Origin of the sequence: Candidatus Nitrosopumilus sp., assembly GCF_040878665.1 — an archaeon.
Taxonomy (GTDB): Archaea; Thermoproteota; Nitrososphaeria; order Nitrososphaerales; family Nitrosopumilaceae; genus Nitrosopumilus.
In genome coordinates this window covers 31,422-52,984 of sequence record NZ_JBBDLU010000002.1, presented here as the reverse complement: position 1 = coordinate 52,984, position 21,563 = coordinate 31,422, and the positions used below count along the sequence as shown (strand labels likewise).

Annotated in this window: 23 protein-coding genes; 9 read left to right on the top strand and 14 right to left on the bottom strand. The window is 34.1% G+C overall.

What is annotated here, in order from left to right; translation table 11 throughout:
• Positions 1 to 44: 44 nt before the first annotated feature.
• The 7 genes from WDZ98_RS01500 to WDZ98_RS01470 all read right to left on the bottom strand — a co-directional run bounded on the left by WDZ98_RS01500 (position 45) and on the right by WDZ98_RS01470 (position 2,766).
• On the bottom strand, positions 45 to 398 hold the full coding sequence (locus WDZ98_RS01500; RefSeq protein WP_368058272.1) for a hypothetical protein: 354 nt from the start codon (positions 396 to 398) through the stop codon (positions 45 to 47).
• A gap of 204 nt (positions 399 to 602) precedes the next feature.
• Complete coding sequence (locus WDZ98_RS01495; protein ID WP_368058274.1) at positions 603 to 803, bottom strand: hypothetical protein; 201 nt, start codon at positions 801 to 803, stop codon at positions 603 to 605.
• Entirely contained in the window at positions 800 to 991 is a 192-nt protein-coding gene (locus WDZ98_RS01490) for a hypothetical protein (RefSeq protein ID WP_368058276.1), read from the bottom strand. Before WDZ98_RS01490 ends, WDZ98_RS01495 begins: the two co-directional genes overlap by 4 nt.
• 214 nt (positions 992 to 1,205) lie before the next feature.
• Entirely contained in the window at positions 1,206 to 1,421 is a 216-nt protein-coding gene (locus tag WDZ98_RS01485; protein WP_368058278.1) for a hypothetical protein, read from the bottom strand.
• Positions 1,422 to 1,767: 346 nt separating this feature from the next.
• Positions 1,768 to 2,202 (bottom strand): universal stress protein, encoded by a 435-nt coding sequence (locus tag WDZ98_RS01480; protein ID WP_368058280.1) that lies wholly within the window; start codon positions 2,200 to 2,202, stop codon positions 1,768 to 1,770.
• The gene (locus tag WDZ98_RS01475) at positions 2,203 to 2,634 is read right to left on the bottom strand and encodes a universal stress protein (protein ID WP_368058282.1); all 432 of its coding nucleotides are present in this window, start codon (positions 2,632 to 2,634) and stop codon (positions 2,203 to 2,205) included.
• Positions 2,635 to 2,766 (bottom strand): hypothetical protein, encoded by a 132-nt coding sequence (locus WDZ98_RS01470; protein WP_368058284.1) that lies wholly within the window; start codon positions 2,764 to 2,766, stop codon positions 2,635 to 2,637.
• 365 nt (positions 2,767 to 3,131) lie between these two features.
• Between WDZ98_RS01470 and WDZ98_RS01465 the strand changes: the two genes are divergently transcribed.
• The 3 genes from WDZ98_RS01465 to WDZ98_RS01455 all read left to right on the top strand — a co-directional run bounded on the left by WDZ98_RS01465 (position 3,132) and on the right by WDZ98_RS01455 (position 6,268).
• A complete protein-coding gene (locus WDZ98_RS01465) occupies positions 3,132 to 5,249 on the top strand; it encodes a CDC48 family AAA ATPase (protein WP_368058286.1) in 2,118 nt (705 codons plus the stop codon).
• Between the two features lie 42 nt (positions 5,250 to 5,291).
• Positions 5,292 to 5,525, top strand: a complete 234-nt coding sequence (locus WDZ98_RS01460) for a hypothetical protein (protein ID WP_368058288.1) — start codon at positions 5,292 to 5,294, stop codon at positions 5,523 to 5,525.
• A gap of 212 nt (positions 5,526 to 5,737) precedes the next feature.
• On the top strand, positions 5,738 to 6,268 hold the full coding sequence (locus WDZ98_RS01455; protein ID WP_368058290.1) for a PAS domain S-box protein: 531 nt from the start codon (positions 5,738 to 5,740) through the stop codon (positions 6,266 to 6,268).
• On the opposite strand, the gene acs is transcribed toward WDZ98_RS01455, so the two are convergent.
• Entirely contained in the window at positions 6,269 to 8,188 is a 1,920-nt protein-coding gene (gene acs, locus WDZ98_RS01450; RefSeq protein ID WP_368058292.1) for an acetate--CoA ligase, read from the bottom strand. It lies immediately after the preceding gene.
• Between the two features lie 56 nt (positions 8,189 to 8,244).
• Positions 8,245 to 9,117 (bottom strand): CdvA-like protein, encoded by an 873-nt coding sequence (locus WDZ98_RS01445; RefSeq protein WP_368058294.1) that lies wholly within the window; start codon positions 9,115 to 9,117, stop codon positions 8,245 to 8,247.
• Between the two features lie 132 nt (positions 9,118 to 9,249).
• On the opposite strand from WDZ98_RS01445, the gene WDZ98_RS01440 reads away from it, so the two are divergent.
• The 5 genes from WDZ98_RS01440 (at position 9,250) to WDZ98_RS01420 (ending at position 13,255) form a co-directional block, all read left to right on the top strand.
• On the top strand, positions 9,250 to 9,543 hold the full coding sequence (locus tag WDZ98_RS01440) for a hypothetical protein (protein WP_368058296.1): 294 nt from the start codon (positions 9,250 to 9,252) through the stop codon (positions 9,541 to 9,543).
• A gap of 32 nt (positions 9,544 to 9,575) precedes the next feature.
• The gene (locus tag WDZ98_RS01435; RefSeq protein ID WP_368058298.1) at positions 9,576 to 11,195 is read left to right on the top strand and encodes an FAD-dependent thymidylate synthase; all 1,620 of its coding nucleotides are present in this window, start codon (positions 9,576 to 9,578) and stop codon (positions 11,193 to 11,195) included.
• A gap of 35 nt (positions 11,196 to 11,230) precedes the next feature.
• Complete coding sequence (gene msrB, locus WDZ98_RS01430; RefSeq protein WP_368058300.1) at positions 11,231 to 11,635, top strand: peptide-methionine (R)-S-oxide reductase MsrB; 405 nt, start codon at positions 11,231 to 11,233, stop codon at positions 11,633 to 11,635.
• Between the two features lie 136 nt (positions 11,636 to 11,771).
• Complete coding sequence (locus WDZ98_RS01425) at positions 11,772 to 12,782, top strand: homoserine dehydrogenase (RefSeq protein ID WP_368058302.1); 1,011 nt, start codon at positions 11,772 to 11,774, stop codon at positions 12,780 to 12,782.
• A complete protein-coding gene (locus WDZ98_RS01420; protein WP_368058304.1) occupies positions 12,779 to 13,255 on the top strand; it encodes a PUA domain-containing protein in 477 nt (158 codons plus the stop codon). Before WDZ98_RS01425 ends, WDZ98_RS01420 begins: the two co-directional genes overlap by 4 nt.
• Positions 13,256 to 13,283: 28 nt before the next feature.
• Here the strand turns inward: WDZ98_RS01420 and WDZ98_RS01415 are convergent, their stop codons facing one another.
• Positions 13,284 to 13,880, bottom strand: coding sequence for a proteasome subunit beta (locus WDZ98_RS01415; protein ID WP_368058306.1), 597 nt, complete (start codon positions 13,878 to 13,880; stop codon positions 13,284 to 13,286).
• 95 nt (positions 13,881 to 13,975) lie between these two features.
• Here WDZ98_RS01415 and WDZ98_RS01410 point away from each other — a divergent pair, with 95 nt between their 5' ends.
• On the top strand, positions 13,976 to 14,392 hold the full coding sequence (locus WDZ98_RS01410; RefSeq protein ID WP_368058308.1) for a DoxX family protein: 417 nt from the start codon (positions 13,976 to 13,978) through the stop codon (positions 14,390 to 14,392).
• Here WDZ98_RS01410 and WDZ98_RS01405 read toward each other — a convergent pair.
• From WDZ98_RS01405 to WDZ98_RS01390, 4 genes are all read right to left on the bottom strand, one after another.
• On the bottom strand, positions 14,389 to 15,741 hold the full coding sequence (locus WDZ98_RS01405; protein ID WP_368058310.1) for a M20/M25/M40 family metallo-hydrolase: 1,353 nt from the start codon (positions 15,739 to 15,741) through the stop codon (positions 14,389 to 14,391). The two genes, WDZ98_RS01410 and WDZ98_RS01405, sit on opposite strands and share 4 nt — an antisense overlap.
• Before the next feature lie 5 nt (positions 15,742 to 15,746).
• Positions 15,747 to 16,610: an NAD(P)H-hydrate dehydratase gene (locus WDZ98_RS01400; RefSeq protein WP_368058312.1), complete on the bottom strand. Its 864-nt coding sequence runs from the start codon at positions 16,608 to 16,610 to the stop codon at positions 15,747 to 15,749.
• Between the two features lie 55 nt (positions 16,611 to 16,665).
• The gene (locus WDZ98_RS01395) at positions 16,666 to 17,556 is read right to left on the bottom strand and encodes a tRNA (adenine-N1)-methyltransferase (RefSeq protein ID WP_368058314.1); all 891 of its coding nucleotides are present in this window, start codon (positions 17,554 to 17,556) and stop codon (positions 16,666 to 16,668) included.
• Between the two features lie 218 nt (positions 17,557 to 17,774).
• A partial coding sequence (locus WDZ98_RS01390) for an Ig-like domain-containing protein (protein ID WP_368058316.1) occupies positions 17,775 to 21,563 on the bottom strand: 3,789 nt, incomplete at its 5' end.

Sequence of the window (21,563 nt, the reverse complement as noted above, 5' to 3'; positions counted from 1 at the left end):
TTCCCTTACGAAAATACTGAATATTTTTATTCTGTACATCAAAATTACTTGAGCCTCTTGTAGGTCTCATGAAATTCCTTGAATATTGTATATGCTATGTTTTGTAGATGTATTACATCTTTGAGATTTTTCTTGCCTCTTGCAAGTTCACGCATTATTGTCATGCATTTTGTATTTTTAACTGAGTTTGGCTCTTCTAAGTTGGTCCATATGTTCAAGCAGTCCTCAAAATCAAGGCAAAACTTCAATATTATTACCTCCCAGTCTTCTGAGCCTCTTGGAACTTTTAGTACTTCTGCCAGTTCCCTGAACTCATTTTGTTTATCTCTGAGAATTCTATCTAGTGTTTCTCTTACTATTTTAGAATCGTATCCAGAAATTAACTTGATTCTATCCATTTCATGAATTTGTAATTAGAACGGTATTTAACATTATAACATAATGATGCTTATAATTGTAAAATAGGTTGAGATCACAGGAAACCCTCCCAAAATAGGCACAAATATCTGGTTTTGTCCAAAATTTTTTCACTATTGACACTGATTCATGCATGGACCTTGATACATACCTTGTTTTCTAAATCTAAATCAAACTTTATCGTTTTATCCGACAAACTCAATTCTATGGGATTCTAAACTCATACAAATATCCCAAGGCGTAATTACTTGGTCTTTATAGATCACGTATGGGTGCTGCATCGAATACATTTTCTTTGAAATTTCTGCCAAATTCATATCTTTAGAAATTTTTACAGATTCCTCAAGTCTGAATGACTCTTCAAATCTCCTTTCTAAGAATTTCACATTTCTAAAAAAAAATCATAATCTTGAGCAATGCTCTGAATTAGTAAACGATCACTGATAAAATAATTTGTGTCTTCCAGTAACAGCTTTCTTGTATTTTTTTCTAGCATTAATTGTATGATTTCTTTCATTGTACTGTTTTTATCAAATGAAACTATCTGTTTTTTGGGTAATTCGGAAATAGTCAAATCCGTAACACAGTTCGCTCCGATCTCTAACAATTTTCTCCCAGATATGGCTGAATATCCTCCCAAATAATTTGGAATTATGGAAAATGCACGCCTAGTCTTCTTCCATGTGGTAAGAAGTTCATTGAGAGTAGTATCTTCAGATAATATTATTAGATTTTTGTTAAAAATTTGTTCAACAGTAGTATCATCAAAAAAATTCGATGATGCATTTTTAAAAAATATTTTTAATTATTTCCTTACCTCCAATTATCCCGATTGGTATTTCTTTATCTTCAGTTACAACAAGAGAATCCGTAAAAGATTCTAAATAATGTATCAACATGCTTGTTGCAACCCAAACCTCGTTTTCTTTTCTAATGCTAACTGCGGGAGTAGAAGTAAATGATAATGGAAGTAGTTCTTTGAGAGTTTTATTAATAATAGACAAAAATGATCATTTACATAGAAATAAATCCATTATTAATAGATAAAAAACAGATACGTACAGATGTGAATATAAATTTTCATTGAGGATGCTTAATCTAATGTCTTTGATCAAGGTTTGATTAATAGAAATCATAAAAGAATACTTAGTCCGATGAAAACAGTTATTGTGATAATCATGTGTTGTTGATCTTTCCTTTTCGTAAAACTTTCTTGGCATGCAATTCAATTTTCGCAAAATGGCAGGACTGTGAACCAGATTTTTTCAAATACCTGGAATGAGTTTTATGAAATTCATAAGAGATTACTATTTTATTTATAAATGAAATTTCATTTTTCAAAGATTACAGTTATTTTGTGATTAATACTGAGCATTTTGCTTTTTGCAGAACACCATTACTTACACTGCCCAGCAATATTTTATCAAAACTGCCCCTACCTGAAGACCCCATAATTACAAGATCAATTTTTTTAGATTTTGTAAATGATATGATGGATTTCACAGTGTTATTTGACTCTATAATTTTGAAATCTACTGATACAGCGTTCTTTTTTGCAATACTGTCTAATTTAGAAAATAAATCTTCTGTTATCTTTTTTGCCTTTTTCATGATGTCTTTATTGATTCGTTTATCGATATACCACCCGCCCAAATTTCCAATGTCAAGACAACTAACTACTTTGATGTGAGAGTTATGTTGTTTAGATAATTCAATTGCCTTATTGAAAGCACGTAGGGAAGAAACTGAACCATCATATGGAACTAGGATATTGTTAAAAACCATTTATTTTACCACCATTGCTGCGCATTTGACTTGCTGTGCTACACTATTTGCAACGCTTCCAAGAATTAATTTATTCAAACCTGTTCTTCCATGTGAACCAATTACAATCAAATCATATTTGTGTGAATTTACATATTTAATGATTGTATTTGATACGGAATTACCTTGAATAATTTTTAAAGAAAGTTTAATTTCTTTTTTCTTGGCAATGGCTTGTAATTTTAAAAATATTTTCTTGAGTACTTTATTTTGTTTTTCCAACAAATCTTTATTCAATTTCATAGAAAATCCTATTGATGGTTGATACATTCCAGTAATCACAGTTAATACTGTGATGTTGCTTTTTGGATCTGCAATATCTAGTGCTTTTCTAAACGCTCTGTCTGAAAAACTTGATGCATCATATGCTACTAGAACTTCTTTAAAACTCATTTAATCTTTTGACTCCTCATACTCTTCATCACTTTCATAATTTTCTTTCAAGTCAAGTTCATGCTGTTCTTCTTTCATTTCCTCCTGTTCTGCATCAATGTTTTCTTTTTCTGATTCATCTTTTTCTGACATGATTTAGTATGACTTGTTTGATATATGAATGATGTTTATGGAAGATTAGCAAACCATAAAGTAAGATGTTTGGCATGTACTCGTTATTGTGAGCTTGGTGAGAACCAAATTGGGTGGATGATCATAACAAAGAGAAAAGATATGCAAAAAGGGACTTAAAACTGAAGCGATAATAAAATCCAAAATTTTGTATTGTCTAAAACTAATACATCGGTTACATAACTTTATTTTCTATCTAGTTTGATGACAAAAATTATTTTTTAATATATTAAAACAAACGATGAATGTCAATTACGATAATCTATTTTACCATTTATAATTATGTAAGAATATAGCATAACTAATGACCGTTATATCAAAAAGACATGTCTGAAATTGAATTAAAAATTGAAGAGATGCCACAAGCTTATGTTGGAAAAGGGGTGGCTGTTGTAGATCCTAAGATAATAGAAGAGAATGATTGGCAACCGGGACAAATTCTAGAACTAACGTCAAAGAAAAAAAGTCATGTCAGATTATGGTCAGGATTTCCAGAAGATTATGGTAGTGATATTATCCGCATAGACGGTTTAACTAGGTATAACATCGGGGCAAGCATAGGAGAAAATCTTTCTGTCAATTCAGTTGAAGGAGTGGATGCAGAACAAATCACACTATCCCCAATTGAAAAAATTCATGCAGATGGATTACAGGAGTACATGTCTTCACTTTACCAAGGACATGTATTTACGACAGGTGATACAGTTATTGTAAATACACAGATGGGAAGTAAAATTCAGCTAGTCATAACCAATACAAAACCATCAAAACCAGTATGTGTGACTGATGATACAATATTCAAGCTAGGTGAAATCACCAAACTAGATGACCCATCCATACCACGAATAACATACGATGATCTTGGAGGATTGAAAAATGAAATCCAAAAGATTCGCGAGATGGTTGAATTACCAATGAGACATCCAGAATTATTTGAAAAAATAGGAATAGATTCCCCAAAAGGAGTTTTGTTATATGGTCCTCCGGGAACTGGAAAAACTCTACTGGCAAAGGCAGTAGCTGGTGAGACAAATTCTCATTTTACTTCGCTTAGCGGTCCTGAGATTATGGCAAAGCATTATGGTGAAAGTGAAGAAAAATTGCGTGATATTTTCAAACAGGCAGAAGAAAACGCTCCCAGTATAATTTTCATAGATGAAATTGACTCTATTGCACCTAAAAGAGAAGAGGTTTCAGGGGAGCTTGAAAAAAGAATTGTCTCTCAACTATTGACTTTGATGGATGGTATGAAAAGCAGGGGAAAAGTAATAGTAATTGCAGCTACTAACAGACCAGACTCTATTGATCCTGCTCTTAGAAGACCAGGTAGATTTGATAGAGAGATAGAAATTGGAATTCCAGATGAGGAAGGAAGACTACAAATTCTAAACATTCACACTCGCGGAATGCCATTGGATAAAAAAGTAGATCTTAAAAAAATATCTAAAACAACTCACGGATTTGTTGGTGCCGATTTGGAAGTACTTTGTAAAGAAGCAGCAATGAGATCACTTAGAAGAATTTTACCTGAAATTAATATACAAGAAGAAAAAGTCTCAAAGGAAATTTTGCAAAAAATTAAGATAACTGGCGAAGATTTTACAGATGCACTAAAAGAAGTAAGACCATCGGCTCTAAGAGAGGTACTGGTTCAAACACCTAATGTCAGCTGGGATGATGTAGGTGGGCTAGATCAATTAAAAGAAACACTACGTGAAGCAATTGAATGGCCTCTAAAGTACAAGGATGCCTTTGAATATGCTCAAATCAAAGCCCCAAAAGGGATATTGCTTTACGGGCCACCTGGAACTGGAAAAACATTGATTGCAAAGGCAGTTGCAACAACTACAGAATCAAACTTTATCAGCATAAAGGGTCCAGAGCTATTATCAAAGTGGGTTGGAGAATCAGAAAAAGGCGTACGGGAGATTTTTAGAAAAGCACGTCAGGCAGCGCCATGTATAATATTTTTTGATGAAGTTGATGCACTTGTTCCAAAAAGAGGCAGCAGTGATTCAGGGTCTCACGTTACAGAGAGCGTGGTGTCACAAATTCTCACAGAAATTGATGGATTGGAAGAATTACACAATGTCTTGATAATTGGTGCCACAAATAGATTGGATATTGTGGATCCTGCCCTTTTAAGACCTGGAAGATTTGATAGAATAATTGAAGTTCCAAATCCAGATGCACATGGCATAGAGATGATATTTAAGATTCACACAAAAAACAAACCACTTGCAAAAGATGTTGATCTGAAAAAACTGACAGATATGGCAAAAGGGTTTAGTGGTGCAGAGATTGAAGAGGTGTGTAATCGTGCAGCACTTTTGGGGGTTAAGAGATTTGTTGAAAACAAAGAAAAAGATGTCAAGTCAATTAAAATAGCTCAAAAAGATTTAGAGCAATCTTTAGATGAAATAAAAAAGACAAAACCATTATGATAAATTTTAAAAATATTTTAGTAGCATGTGATTCATCAGGATTTGCAAACAGATCTTTCAAAAATCTGTTCAAATCTAATCACTCGCATAATCTTCATCATCATGACAGGAAAGTTAGGAATCATTGAAATCCCAACTCCAGAGATAAATCAGCAGATGATAATGGTAGAACAGCTTAATCTATTAGATGGTATTTATGAAAAATTGTTGAAAGACTATGAAAATTGTAATTTAGTGTATCAAACAGTTATGAATAATTTCTTTGCTGGAAAATAAAAATGGAATAATAAATGGATCTATGTAGTTCTAAAGCAATCTGATGGAAAAAATAGTTAAAACATAATCAGAAAAGAGTCTAATTAAGACCTCTTTAGAATGCAGTATTTCATTAAAGTAAAAAGTCTGAAAAAATTAATGTAAATTTTCCAACCCAACCAGCGGTTTTGAAAATATTTCAGTTTAATAACTAGTCAAACTAATTTCAAAAAATGTCTCAAACAGAAGCAAGAAAAACACTCAAAGACGCACCAGTCATGTGGAGAAGAATCAACTCAATAGGCATAATTTTAGACTGTAATTCAACGTATGCCGCAAAATTAGGCTATGCCAAATCAGAGATTATAGGCAAATCAATCTTCGAACATGTACCAAAAGACGCCTGGAAAGACATGAATGACTCACTGAAAATATGGTTTGACACAGGTAAAGTAACAGATAGAAAAATTACATTCAAAAAACAAGACGGTGAAACATTTTCAGGGCTATTGCAGGCAACAAGCTTGTATGACGACAAAGATAATGTACTAGGAAGCAACACAGTGATTTTTGATTTGTCAGAATTAACTGATGAAAAAATAAAAGAATATAAAAATTTTTTCAAAGAATCCAATTCAAAACTAGAGGAAATTAAAGAAAAAGAATATGATCAGTTAGATGAAAATTCAAAATCAGAATACGACGGATTAAAAAAAATGTTTGAGATGCTATCAAATATTAATTTTGATGAGATAAAAAAATAATCATTTAGAAATTTCTTTGATAGATTTTTGAAGTTCATCATATACATTTTGTACTTCAGTGACAGCCGTACCATCTTCCAGAGTACTAACATCACCAATTTTTTCATTACTGGCAATAGCCTTTAGTAATCTACGCATTATTTTTCCACTCCTTGTCTTTGGAAGTTTTGAAACAAAATAGATTTGTTTGGGAATTGCAATCGCACCTATATCAGATCTTATTTTATCAGAAATTTCTTTTTCTAAAACATTAGAATCAGTTACCACACCATGTTTTAAAACAACAAATGCGATTATTACTTCACCTTTGATTTCATCAGGAATTCCACATGCTGCAGATTCAGCAACATCACTATGCGAAACAATACAACTCTCAAGCTCAGCAGTTCCAATACGATGACCTGCAATTTTTAGAACATCATCTGCTCGTCCCAATAACCAGACATACCCATCATCATCTTTTAGTGCATAATCCCCTGGATAGTAACAATTCGCATATTTTGACCAGTAAACTTCTTTGTATTTTTCATCATCACCCCACAATGTCAAAAGCATTCCAGGCCAAGGGTTTTTGATTACAAGATATCCTTTAGTATTTGCTGAAACACTTGTCCCATTTTCATCAACTACATCAAGATTCACGCCTGGAATAGCATGCGTTCCAGAGCCGGGTTTTAGTGCAATTGTCTCCAAGCCAGGAAGAGGAGAAATCAACATTCCCCCGGTTTCAGTTTGCCACCAAGTATCAATGATAGGACATTTTTCTTTTCCAATAGTTTTGAAATACCACTTCCAAACTTCAGGATTTATTGGCTCACCTACGGTACCAAGTAATCTCAATGACGAGAGATCAAATGAGTTAGGAACATCATCACCAAATCTCATAAACATTCTAAGAGCAGTAGGAGTTGTATAGAAAATTGTAATTTTGTATTTTTGTAAAATATCCCACATTCTTGTTGCATTTGGATAATCAGGGGCGCCTTCATACATCACTTGGGTTGCACCATGAAGTAATGGTGCATAGACAACATAACTATGACCTGTTACCCAACCAATATCTGCGGTACAAAAAAAGATATCAGAATCTTTGATATCAAAAGCCCATTTGAAAGTAGAATACAAATGAGTGAGATACCCACCTGTTCCATGCAACACACCTTTTGGTTTTCCAGTAGTTCCAGAAGTATACAAAATGTAGAGCGGGTGAGTACTGTCTAATTTTTCAGCATCAGACACATCAGAAACATCATTCATTAAATCATCCCAAAACTGATCTTTTGGAAACATTTGAATTTCATTTTTTGTTCTTTTAACAACCACAACATGTTCAACAAAATCAAGATCTTGAATTGCATCATCTACCACTTCTTTGAGTTTGACTACGTTTCCCCTTCTATAACCGCCATCAGCAGTTATGATTATTTTAGATTTTGAGTCATCAATTCTATCCTTGACAGATAATGCACTGAAACCGGAAAACACTACAGTGTGAACAGCACCAATTCTAGCACATGCAAGCATTGTAATTGTCAGTTCAGGAATCATTGGCAGATAAATTGTAATTCGATCACCTTTTTTTACTCCAAGTGATTTTAGTACATTTGAGAATTTTTTTACTTGTACAAACATTTCACCATATGTAATAATTCTAGAATCGCCATTTTCGCCCTCCCATAGAATTGCAGGTTTGTTTGCTTTTGTGCTCTGATGTACATCAAGAGTGTTAAAAGATGCATTAATCGTGCCTCCAGGGAACCATTTTGCAAAAGGAGGCTTCCAATCAAGGGTTTTTTGCCAAGGAGTAAACCATGAGAGATTCTTTGCTTGTTCATCCCAAAACGATACAAAATCAGAATTAGCCTTTTCCCTTACACTTGTATCATGATTTCCAAGACCTATGAAATAAATTTCAGGCATCAAAAAGTGTATGAACTTAGATCTTTCTAAGTGTTAAAAAAATAAATTAAAAAAAATTATTGTGCTTCCATTCTTGCAAGCCAATCATTGTCTTTGTCGTCTTTGGAAGTTACTGGTGTCACCTGTTTGGGTGGTTCTGGAAAGGCAAATGTGACTTCAGATTCAGTTGAGTATCGTGGCGTGAATTGAGCCTCAGCTGCTATTGGTTCTGAATGTGTCTCTATTGGTTGTGTGGGGGCTTCTGGAAGTATTGTCTGAACTATTTGTTGCTCAGTAGTCTCCAGAGATGTAGCGGTAGATTCTTGGATTTGTGTTGAAGGGTTAGTTACCTCGTGCATTTCTGATTCAAGGTCAGCAATTCTTCTTTTCACATTTGCAATTTCTGCTGTTTCGTGAGTTACATGCTCAATTACCTCAGTTGTGCATGATTTCACAGTCTCAAATGTGGATTCAGAGATTTCGTTGCTCTTGTATTGTACTTTTGCATCAAATGATAACATTTTTGCAGACTTCATTTGTTCATCTAACTCTGTTAAGCGTGTCTCAAGAATAGCTTTGATTTCACTTTCTGTTTCATCTAATGATGTAAGTTTTGACTTGTATTTTTCATGAATGATTTCTGCATCAGCTTTCATGTCATCATTTTCTGAAACAATATCAATCAATGCCTTTAGACGACGTAGAGTTAATTGTTTTTCACGAATGAGTCTTTGTGAGTCAAGTCGCCATTTTGGAATGAATATAACAATTTCACCTTGGACTACAAGTTGCTCATATTGGATTTGCTGTAATCCCTGAGAACCGCAGTCAATACCAACGGTTTGTATGCTGCCATCAATATCAGTTATTGTTCCTACGACTTTACCCATGAACGTTCCGTACATGTCTTTGACGTTTTTACCGATAATTTCGATATCGTCGTGTGTCATGTGAGATAGTTAAGAGATTTGTATAACCGACAAAGTGTAAGTAATGTTATTAGTTTTAGTAAGATTAAATTCACAAACTAAAATTCCGTATTTTGTAGTAATTTTAAAATTTAGAGGTGAAATAACAGGCTCATGATTCAAAAAGAAGAACTTGAACAAATATTGAATTTTGTAGCAAGTAGATGGACTGAAACCACAAAAGATCCAAACAATAAAGCCATGGAGAATTTGCCAAGTGATTTTTGGATGAATTCAGTTGGAGGAAAAACTGCCAAAAATGGTTTTTGGGTTACGACATTGATGTATACTGAAAATGAAGCAGATGCAGCATCTTTCAAAGAAGTTTTGTTAAGATGGCAAGCTAAAGGTCAAGACAAGAATAGAGACAAAGGTCCCGATCTAATTCAAATTGGAAAAAAGAAATAGACTATTAATAATTGAGAAAAGGCACACTAGTATTGCCAGAATTTTCAGATAAAGAAAGAAAAATTCTATCAGATCATTTTTCAAATACAGAAGGAAATGTATTTGCAATAATTACTCCAAGACAAGTTGATCGTGGTGCATTGATGTCAAGATACAGTAGAACTGACAAAAGCATGAGACGTATTTTTCTTGATGAGTTTTTAAAAAACAAGAACAGAGGAGAGGAATTTTACAATAGAGTACTTTTAGAATATGGAGATGATTCTGTTGCAGAATTAGGAGAAGCGCAAATTGCAATAGAAGGATTGTCAAACATTGCAGTAAAAAAAATTGAAGACAGACGAATAGGATTATCTTATTTAGAAAAATCATCAAGGTATGTTGCATGGAATAAAAAAGAAAATGGGAGATACAGATTTTACAGAGATGATGAGATTTCAAAATCTCGTTTTGCAGACATGTATGAAGAAAGTTGTAATTTTTCATTTGATGTTTATTCAAAAAATATTGAACCGATGATAAACTATGTTAGAGAAAAATATCCAATTGAAAAATACAGTTTCAAAGATTCTACTGATGGAAAAGAAAAATTATTTTCTAAATTAAAAAATGATACAGATGTAAAATCAGCAAACATGATTTACAAAGGTTCAACAAAAGCAAAAGCTCTAGATATTCTAAGAGGATTATTGCCAGCATCAACATTAACAAATGTTGGAATTACAGGAAATGGACGTGCATTCGAGTATCTTTTAACAATTTTAGGCTCATCAGAACTAAAAGAAGAGCAAGATTTAGCCTCAAAAATCAAAAAAGAGCTCGACACAACAATCAAGTCATTTGTTAGAAGAGCAGATGACAAATACGGTAAAGCATTTCAAAAATATCTCAAGGACATTAAAAACACATCTAGGAGAATAACTCTAAGAGAGATTAAACCAAATCCAAAAAAAGGTACAATTACTAAACTTGTAGATTACGAACCAGAAAACTCTGCCATTGATAAAATTATCACTGGTATAATGTATGAGCAATCACCAAGTACATCATATCAAGACATTTTAAAATATGTAAAAAAAATGTCAAAAGAAAACAAAAAGAAAATTATGAATGAATTTGTAAAAATTAGAACTAACAGACGACACAGGCCATCAAGAGCATTTGAAAATATCTATTACACGTTTGACTTGTGTAATAATTTTGGAATGTTTAGAGACTTTCATAGACACAGAGCCTTGACATTAGAAAGACAATTACTTACAACTGATCATGGATATAACATGCCAAATGAAATTAAAATTCTAGGCATAGAGAAAGATTACAAAGAGTGCATGAACAAAACTAAAGAAACATTTGAAAATATGAGAAAGAAATTTCCAGAGCAAGCACAGTATGTGGTCAACTTTGGATACAATTATCCATATTTTATGAAATTCAATCTTAGAGAAGCATGTCATTTAATAGAATTGCGTACAGTGCCTCAAGGTCATGTTGATTATAGAAGAGTCGCACAACAAATGTTCAAACAGATAAACAAAGTACATCCAAATCTAAGTAAAATTATGAAATATGTAGATATGAAAGAATATGACCTAGAAAGATTTGAATCTGAGAAAAGAACAGAAGAAAAGAGAAAAAATCTTAAAAAGTAAACAATATTCTAATATCTGGAGAAACAAAATACAACATGGCAGAAAAAATAATAAAAACACCACAAGAATGGAAAGAACGCCTTACGCCAGATCAATATGAAATTTGCATAAATCACGGAACAGAGCCACCATTTTCTGGAAAATATAACAACATCAAACTTGAAGGTATTTTCAAATGTACTTGTTGTGGGGAAGAACTTTTTTCATCAGATACAAAATTTGATTCAGGTTCAGGTTGGCCTAGTTTTTGGAAGCCAATATCAGAAGATAAAATCGAATATGTTTCAGATACAGATTACGGGATGGTTCGCACAGAAGTTAATTGTAACAAATGTGGGGCACACCTAGGTCACGTATTTGATGATGGCCCAAAACCCACAAACCAAAGATATTGTATTAATTCCATCTCACTGCAACATGAAAAAGACTCAGATGACTGAATTTAGTCATAAAATAAAATCAATGTGATTTTTGTGAAACGATATTCAAAAATTATTAATAAAACACAATTAATGATAAGAAAATCAAGAGGAATAAAATGAGCCACAATAAAACAACAGAAAGGAACGAAATGATTTGAGAATAATATTATGTGGTTTTGGGGTAGTAGGACAAAGTTTAGTTAAATTATTTGATTCTAGAGCAGATGATCTATATGCAAAATATGGACTAAAACCAAGAGTGGTAGGAGTGTTTGACAGTAAAGGAAGTGCAGTAGATCAATCAGGGTTAGATTTTAACAAACTTGTTGAAGTAAAGAAAAAATTTGGCACTGTAAAAAACTATGCAAATACAAAAAATTCAATGGATGGAATAGACATGCTCAAAAATATTGAAGCTGATGTTCTCATTGAAACGACGGCTAGTAATTACAAAGATGCAGAACCAGGGATGACCCACATCATTATGGCTATGAAAAAGGGCATGCATGTAATTTCAGTAAACAAAGGACCATTGGCCCTAGCTTTTCCATCGTTATTGGAACTTGCTACATACAATCAGGTCATGTTCAAATTTAGTGGTACTGTAGGCGGAGGGACGCCAATTCTTGATTATGCTAAAAACAGTCTCAGGGGGGAAAGGATAACATCGTTTGCGGGAATACTAAACGGTACAACAAATTATATTTTAACAAACATGGCAACAGGATTATCGTTTGATGACGCATTAAAAGACGCAAAAGATAAAGGGTATGTAGAGGCTGATGAATCGCTAGACTTGGATGGTTTAGATGCTGCAGCAAAACTAGTCATCCTTGCAAATTGGGTAATGAATATGAAAGTGACACTTCCAGATATCAATTGCGTAGGAATACGAAATGTTACAGTGGAAGATATTAAAAAAGCATCTAAAAACAATTGCGCAATAAAATTAATTGCTTCATGTGACAAGGAACTTGTAGTTGAACCAAAAGAAGTGTCAAACAATGATCCTCTGTGTGTCAATGGAACTCTAAACGCTATTGCATTTACATCAGAGCATTCAGGCACACAAACAATTATTGGAAAAGGTGCAGGAGGCATGGAGACTGCCAGTTCAATTCTAAGAGATTTGTTAGACATCAGACAAGAGATTGCAAGAAATTGAAATCTAATTTAATTTCAAAAAGCGAAACTGTAGCATTATTAAAAGCAGTTTCAGAGAAATGGGGAATTGAATTTCCTAAAATAAAAAATGTTAAAGTACATCAAATTTTAGATGACGCACAAATTATCACAGGTAACGGAATAAAAATATTGAAAATCAACGATGACTATGTTCCATTTTTATCAGAAACCGAAACTTTGAAGAGATTCCCATCAGTTACAGTCGACATGGGCGCAGTCAAATTCATGTGCAAAGGAGCAAATCTAATGAGACCAGGAATAAAATCATTCACAGAATTTGAAAAAGACAAGCTTGTATGCATAGTTGAAGAATCTCAACATAAATTTCTGGCAATTGGAAAAGCACTAGTTGCTAGTACAGAATTAGAAAATATGGAAAAAGGCGAAGTTCTGAAAAACATGCATTACATATCAGATAGATTCTGGGAAACAGGTAAAACAATTTACGATTAAAATATAATTTCTAGAATTAACAGGGATGTTATTTGATAGATTCTGTAAATTCTTCAGTGCCGTCTTTGGTAATTACAAGCACATCTAATCCGTCACCACTTGCTGAATCTCTCAGTGCTGCTGAACGAACTGCGCGTTTTGCTAAATCAATTGCTTCATCTTTAGACATGTTTGGTTTGAATTGAGGATCTAACACACCTAAAGCCATCTCAGCTCCTGTTCCTACTGCGGCATATTCATCAGGTAGTACTGAACCTAAAGGATCAAGTGTGTACATGATTGGTTTGTCAACTACACCACCGACAATTACTTGTGTTAATAACGGAAAGTATCTTCGTTCATACATCATATTTGACATCATTTTAGCAACAGTGTTTGGTGGTACATCTCTTTTTAGATCCATTTTTCTAATTTTTGCAAGAGCTGCAATTTGTAAAGTAAGAATTTGCATGTCTGCGACAAGACCAGCACAAGTTGCGCCAACTTTAGGAGTAATAGAAAATGTTTTCTTTGTAGATTTGCTTACTAGAAAATTTCCAAACGCGATCCTTTTTTCACTAGCTAAAACTATGCCACCATCAAAAGTAATCCCAACAGCGGTTGCTCCTGGCATATACATTGACATAATTCAAATAATTTTGCCGCATAATAAAGGGCTTTCTACATTATACGAGCAACATATGAGCAAAATAATTATACTGAAAATTGCAGTGTATTGCATTGACTACTGCTGAGATTAAAGAGAAGACTCTAAACGACGTTGTGTTTATTGGATTAAGATCAGCATTAGGTGTGATCTTTATACTTCATGGAATATCAAAGTTTGATCCTGGGTTTGCTAATAATTTGCCAAACATGGGTCTTCCTGCAGAGTTACAAATTCCAATTGCGTTAGCTGAATTAGTTCCAGGAATTTTGATAATCATTGGAATTCTCAGTAGATTATCAGCGTCAATGATTTCCATTGTCATGTTAGGAGCAATTTTCCTAGTCAAAGGTGCACAAAGTATAACTGGAAATGGGGGAGTCGAGATTGATTTGATTTTACTTTCATCAGCACTAGTAATTATGATAGTCGGTCCTGGAAGAATATCTCTAGCTCAGATTGTCAAAAAACTACCAAGATGCCTACACTAGGAAGTTCCAAAATTATCCATAATCAGACACATACACTTTGTTGTTTTCTTTAACAAATCAATTCTGGTGAATTCATTTGGAGAATGAATTCGAGAAAACATGTATGTACTTCCAATAGAAATACACGGAGCTTTTAGAATCTCAACAAAAGGATGCATTGGACCAGTTCCAGCATTTGAAACATTCAGAATAGATTTACCAAAAGATTTGTCTGCTGCATTCTTAACATGAGACACAAAAGGATCTGAAGAGTCTGTTCTAGCAGCTGCTTCACCATGAAAAACCTTGATGTTAACATCAGAGAAACCTTTTGATTTTAGATGAGATTTTAATCGTGACACTTGTTTTTTTGGATCCATTTTTGGAATTAATCGGAAATCAATTTTCACCAATGCTTCCCCTGGAAGAACAGTTTTTGCGCCATCACCAGTATATCCAGAAACAAATCCTGCGATATTACAAGTAGCATCTCCAACCAGGGCTCTTTTTGCAGCCATTCCTTTTTTATTACCTACAAAAGATTTGATTCCAAATTCTTTTTTAAATACAGTTTCATCAAATGGTTCTTTTTGAATTATTTTCAAATCACCTCTTGATAAAGGAGTAACCTCTTTGTACCAATCTTTGATGAGAATTTTTCCATCAGAATCTCTTAGTGTTTTGATTGCATCGATTAATCTCCATGCAGGATTTTTTATCAAGACTGCCAAGCTTGAATGAGCATCTCTGATGGATTCTTTGACAGATAATTCGACAAAGAGCAATCCTTTCATCCCTAGACCAATGATAGGTCTGTTTTTAGAATCAACATATCCGAATTCCCATATGACGCCATCACAAGAGAATTTCTTTTTGTATTTTTTCAAATAATCTTCAATGTGAGTACTACCAATTTCTTCTTCGCCTTCAATTACAAATTTGATGTTACATGGTACATCACCAGTTGTCTTAAGGCATGCATCAACAGCTTTGATGCGGGTGATTAACTCACCTTTATCATCAGATGAACCACGTCCAAAAATCTTGTTTCCCTTTCTAATGCCACTAAATGGAGGATCATCCCACAAATCAAATGGCTCAGCAGGTTGCACATCATAATGATTGTAAAACATCAAAGTTTTTGATGGGTTTTGCTTGGATTTTATTTCACCATAAACAATAGGTGCAATATTTTTCTTTAATCGTAAGACTTCGGACTTTATTCCAGATTTTTTCAATAGTTTTTGAACTAACTTGGCACATTCTTCAATACCTTCATTTTTTGCAGAGACACTGGGTTGACGAATCAATAATTGAAGATCGGAGATCAAACTACCCATATTTGCGTCAATGTATTTTATGGAATTCATGCTTGTCATACAATTTTATCAAATGGTTTCATAACGCTAGGAATTTCATTTAAAAGATCCATAGATGTCATGTGTAATCCTAGTTTCTTTTGTGCTGCCTTACCTGCCAAGCCGTTGATGAATGTTGCAGCAGCGGCAGATTCCAAGGCATTGCGATTCTTTGACAATAAACCTGCAACCAAACCAGAGAGAACATCTCCAGTTCCGCCAACAGTCATTGCAGGTATTTTTTTCTCATAAAGATACGTAGTAGTTCCATTAGAAATCACATCCATTGCGCCTTTTAGTAAAACAGTAATTCCAAATTCCTTTGCTTTGTTTTCTACAAGTTTAATTCGTTCATTTTTTGAGTTTGAAGGAGATTCACCAAATAGTCTCTTAAATTCTCCAGCATGTGGAGTCACTACCACGTTTTTGTTTTCCAAAAGAGGAAGGACATCAGGAATCAAAGCACTTGCATCCAAAGACAATCTCACATCTCTATCAAGTAAAGACTTTACAAAATGTAACAGAGAGTTTTTTTCTTGTACTGCAAGTCCCATTCCGATTGTTGCAGATTGTAAATTATGTGGCAGTGCACCAATTAGTTTATTCACAGCCCCCAAAGTTAATTTTTGATCAACTAAAGGTATCACTATCAAATTTGGAGAGATGGCACGTGTTGGAGTAACATTGATTTTTGGAACAGACGTGTATACTAGATCAGTACCACATTTCAATGCGGCAATGGAAGATAATATTGGAGCTCCATGGTAAATGTAGCTGCCACCTACGACTAGGACAATACCATTATCGCCTTTTCGGGATTTGGCTTTGCGTACTGGAATGAATTTTTTAACAATAGACAAAGTGAGGTTTTTTCTTACCATACAATATACTCTAAAAAATAGATGAATAAATCTTGTTTTGAAGATCGAGTAAGGTTTAGGAAGTTTTTTTGACAGATTTTTTGGTAGTTGTTGATTTTTTTATCTTTGGTATTTTCTTATCTATTTCAGGAACAGTTTTTGGCTCTTCTGATGATTTTCTAGAATCTCTATCAAAAAAAGCCTTTCTTGCAAAACATAGATACGTCGTATGTCCTATTCCCATGAAAGAATGTCTAGTTTTTCCTTCTCTAGCCTCTATGGTTCGGATAATGTGTTCAGTAGATTCAATATCAGTAAACTCGTTTTCAACTAATGCCATAGTCAATTTTTCTAATTGGTTCATGGTAGGACAAATAGCAAAGACACATCCACTGCCTTTTAGCATTTGTCTTACTTGAGGTATTACAACCCACGGATCACCCAAATCAATTAATGCTACGTCCATATCTTCCAGAGGCATTTTTTTTGCAATCTTTAAATCCAAATTATGTTGTGTAACATATTTTGAAACACCAGCTTTTCTAATATTCTTTTCAGCAATTTTCATAAAATTCTCATCAACATCAAAAGTGTAAACATGTCCACGTGGTTTTACAATGCTTGCAATAAAGGAAGTCAGTGAACCACTGCCAGTTCCAATTTCCAAAATTTTTTGTCCATCACCAATTCCAGCCCTTGTAATGATATAACCAATGTCTTTTGGATACACGATTTGGGTTCCATGTTGAATTTTCATTACATAGTCATACATTGTTGGTTCAAGAAGATAGACATACTTGTCCTTGTTAGTGATTAATTTAGAACCATACTCCTTGCCAATAGCATCAGAGTGTTTTATTACTCCAATATGTGTGTGAAAAGATTCTTTTTTTGAGATTTTTGTTAGCCATTTTTTGGAATTGTTATAGAAGAATAACACTGGAGAATTTTGTTTAATCTTGGCCATGGGTTTTTCCTAAAAATTTTAGATAAGAATCTACTGGTTAAAGTCAAAGTGTTAATTACTTGAACTATTGAAGACTTGTGCTGATGATTATTCCGACGGGTTCTCTCTGATTTCCTCAAAAATGACGAATATTGCCGAATTATGAAGCTTTTTCTATTTTTAAAATCTATCCAAGTGTCACTGTTGAACCATACAGCATATCCAGTATAAGATTTTGATTACAAGGTTTTTTTCGTACTCAAGACACTTACTAGCACATACAGTAATGGAATCAACCCTGCCAGAATGTAAAATGTGTACGGATTTGTTTGTACTAGGCTGTTGTTTGCAATAAAGTCATTTATCCTAGATTCAGACCAGCCAATATTTTGAAAATGTAAACTAAGTTTCTCTTTTGTCATGTTACCATTAAGATATTGAGAAACAGCAGAAATTTTTTCAGGTTGGGATAAAATTGCAGGATATTGTCCATCTGGCATTTCCTTGTCTGTCACAAAAAATCTGATTTTTTCTATTTCTTTTTCATTGTAGCTAACTAGAATGTCATAAAAACCACTTGCCCATTTGGTATTGAGCTTGCCTATGACAGAATATGAGTTATCACGGTTTACAAAACCACTTGTTTTGTAAACAGAGTCATCAGGCCCCAAAATCATCAAATCAATTTTATCACGACGTACTGAATTTTCTATAAATCCGTCAATTTTTATTCCAACATCTTTAGTTTTTAGAGTTAAAACTCCGTTATTTTTCACTTCAATGATTTTTCCCCCAGCAGTAGAAAACACTCTTATCGGTTCCGTTAACTTTGTCTCAGCCATCACTACAGATCCAGAAACGTTAGATTCAGAATAATCAGATGACTCCACTATCAAAGATGATTGGATTGTCTCATATCGTGGATGTCGGCCTTGATTCCACACCTCCAATATTATGTCAGATTCCTTCATGGGTTTATCAAATGTAAATGTTATATCTACTATCATCGATTTATCACGATACGAGGTATCAAGTTGAATATCTTTGAAAATCTTATCTGTATCTACAACTTTTAGCGGAGATCCAATATCAAAAACAACGTATGCGTTACTGTGTTTGATGTCAGAAGTTGTTTTTCGAATATTTGTATACATGCCAAAATGAATTATTCCTTTGCTGGCTTCTACATCATCAAGCGTTGCTTGTAATGTTATTTTTTCACCAGTTGTTGCCCTTAGTGTATTTATCGAACCTGTAAAGTCATAGAAAAGAGAATTTCCCGATTCTGTATCGATAGTGACCTTTGAGATTCTTGGGATTGTAAAACTATTAGAATTTCCAGTTGAGGTTGTTTGTTGTTCTGTTTGTTGTTCTGTTGATTGGTTTATTGTAAGCGATATTGTGGCATATACACTAGTAGCATTTCCGTCATCAGCTTTGAATGTAAATGTGTCAATACCAATATAATTTCTATTTGGCAAATATTTTATTTCTGGTGCAAGTCCAAATAAAGTCCCGTGTGCAGGTGATGAAACTATCACATATGAAAGAGGATCATCTTCAACATCTGTTGCAGTTAATGTGATTGATTGTAGAGTGTTTGATTCCATGGCGATTTGTTGATCATCTGCTACAGGAGGATCATTTACTGACTGTATCGTCATACATGCAGATGCTACATTACTGTCAATTTTACCATCGTTTGCCTTGAACATAACACAGTCTGAACCAAAATAGTTAGTGGTAGGAGTATACGTAAGGTTGCCAATTGTTCCGGATAAAACCCCATGAGTTGGTGGGGACAGTAAAACAAATGTCAGAGGATCATCTTCTACATCTGATGAAATTTTCAAGTATTCGTTCATACCTTGATATGGCGTATCTTCTTGTGTAGTTATGTCAACATCATGTATAATTGGTACATCATTTATTGGATTGATTGTAATTGATATGGTTGATGTATTACTATCAGAAATACCATCATTTACCTTAAATGAAAAATTATCTGTTCCATAGTAATTTTGATTTGGCGTATATGTAACGTTTGGCAGAGTGCCAGAAATCAAGCCGTGTGGTGGGTTATGAACTATTTCATATTCTAATGAATCATTGTCTGGATCTGAGGCTTGTAAAATAACATCAAGTGGAATATCCTCGTCTGTTGTAAGTGATTGCAAAAATGTTGTAGGCTGATCATTTACTGGACCTATAGCCATGTATAATGTGGCAATATTACTGTCTAATTCTCCATCATTCACCATAAATTGAAGACTGTCAGAACCGAAATAATCCAAATCTGGAGTATATGTCATAAATGGTGGATCCCCTGAAAGGGTTCCGTGTGACGGTGGGCTGATAAGAATATAGGTCAGCGGTGAATCTTCGTCATCTGCTGCAACTGGAATTGTATTTACAAACGGAGTATCTTCAGCAGTTGTAAAATTCATAGAATGTGCAACTGGTGAATCATTTACTGGATTGATTGTAATTGAGATTATTTTAGATGTACTATACTCACTTCCATCATAAACTCGAAAAGTAAAACTATCAAGTCCATGTTCATTTTGATCTGGCGTGTATGTAATATTTGGTACATCCCCTGAAAGAATGCCATGAGATGGTTGTGAAACTATTTGATATGTCAGAGAATCATTTTCTACATCAGCGCCAGTTAGCGTAATGTCAATTGGAATGTCTTCATCTGTTTGTATGGATTGAGCATCTGCTACAGGAGGATCATTTACTGGAAGAATTATAGCACAACCAGTAGCCACATTACTGTCAAATTCACCATCATTAAACTTGAATGTCAAACAATCCATTCCATAATAATTCGGATCTGGCGTATAGATTAAATCAGTAAGATCACCTGATAAAGTACCATGAGATAAGGATGACACAATAATCAACGACAGTGAATCATTTTCTACATCTGATTGTTGGTAAGGAATACTGCTTGTGTAAATTGAAGTATCTTCATTTAGTGTTGCATTAACATCATATGCAATTGGAGGATCATTTACTGGATTTATGGTGATAGATATTGTAGATGTAATACTGTCCACAAGACCATCATTTACTTTAAATAAAAAACTGTCAGAGCCATAATGATTTAATTCTGGCGTATAGATCACATTTGGTAACGTACCTGAAATTGTTCCATGCTGTACTGTGTTGATCATAATAAACTCAAGTGCATCTCCCTCCGGATCTGACGCTGTAGCAGTAATTGCCAACTGTGTATCCTCATTTGTTGTAACTGCTTGACTGTTACTTGTTGGGGGATCATTTATGTTTCCTATGTCAATGAGGATAGTGGCCACATTACTGTCCTGACTTCCATCATTTGCCTTGAATGTAAACGAGTCAGTTCCAAAATAATCTGGATTTGGGCTGTATGTCAATAGCGGTGCTGTCCCAGTTAGTATCCCATGGATTGGGGATGATACAACAGAGTATGTCAAAGAGTCATTGTTTGCATCAGTTGCCGTAAGTGTAATTGAGATTGGCGTTTCTTCTGTAGTAGATACTCGCTGTTCATCTGCGATAGGAGGTTCAGGAAAATAAAAAGACCAAATGCGATTGTTGTTTGTATCTGCAACAAATCCCCGCAATCCATCCATTGTAATTTGTTGTGGATACTTGAATTGCTCTGCACCCGTACCAAATGAACCAAAACTTAGAACAAAATTTCCAGAGATATCAAATTGCTGAATTCTATGATTGCCAGTGTCGGATACCAATATTCGATTATAGTTGTCAACAAATATTCCTTGAGGAACACGGAACTGACCATCTCCAGATCCAGATCTTCCAAACTGCGAAACGTATGTACCAGATGAATCAAATTTTTGAATTCTGTTGTTGTTTGTATCTGCAACATAGATGTTTCCTGCAGAATCAAGTGCTATTCCACTTGGTGCTTTGAATTGACCATCATTCTTACCTTGTTGTCCAAATTTTAAGATGAAGTTACCAGATGAATCAAATTTTTGAATTCTGTTGTTGTTTGTATCTGCAACATAGAT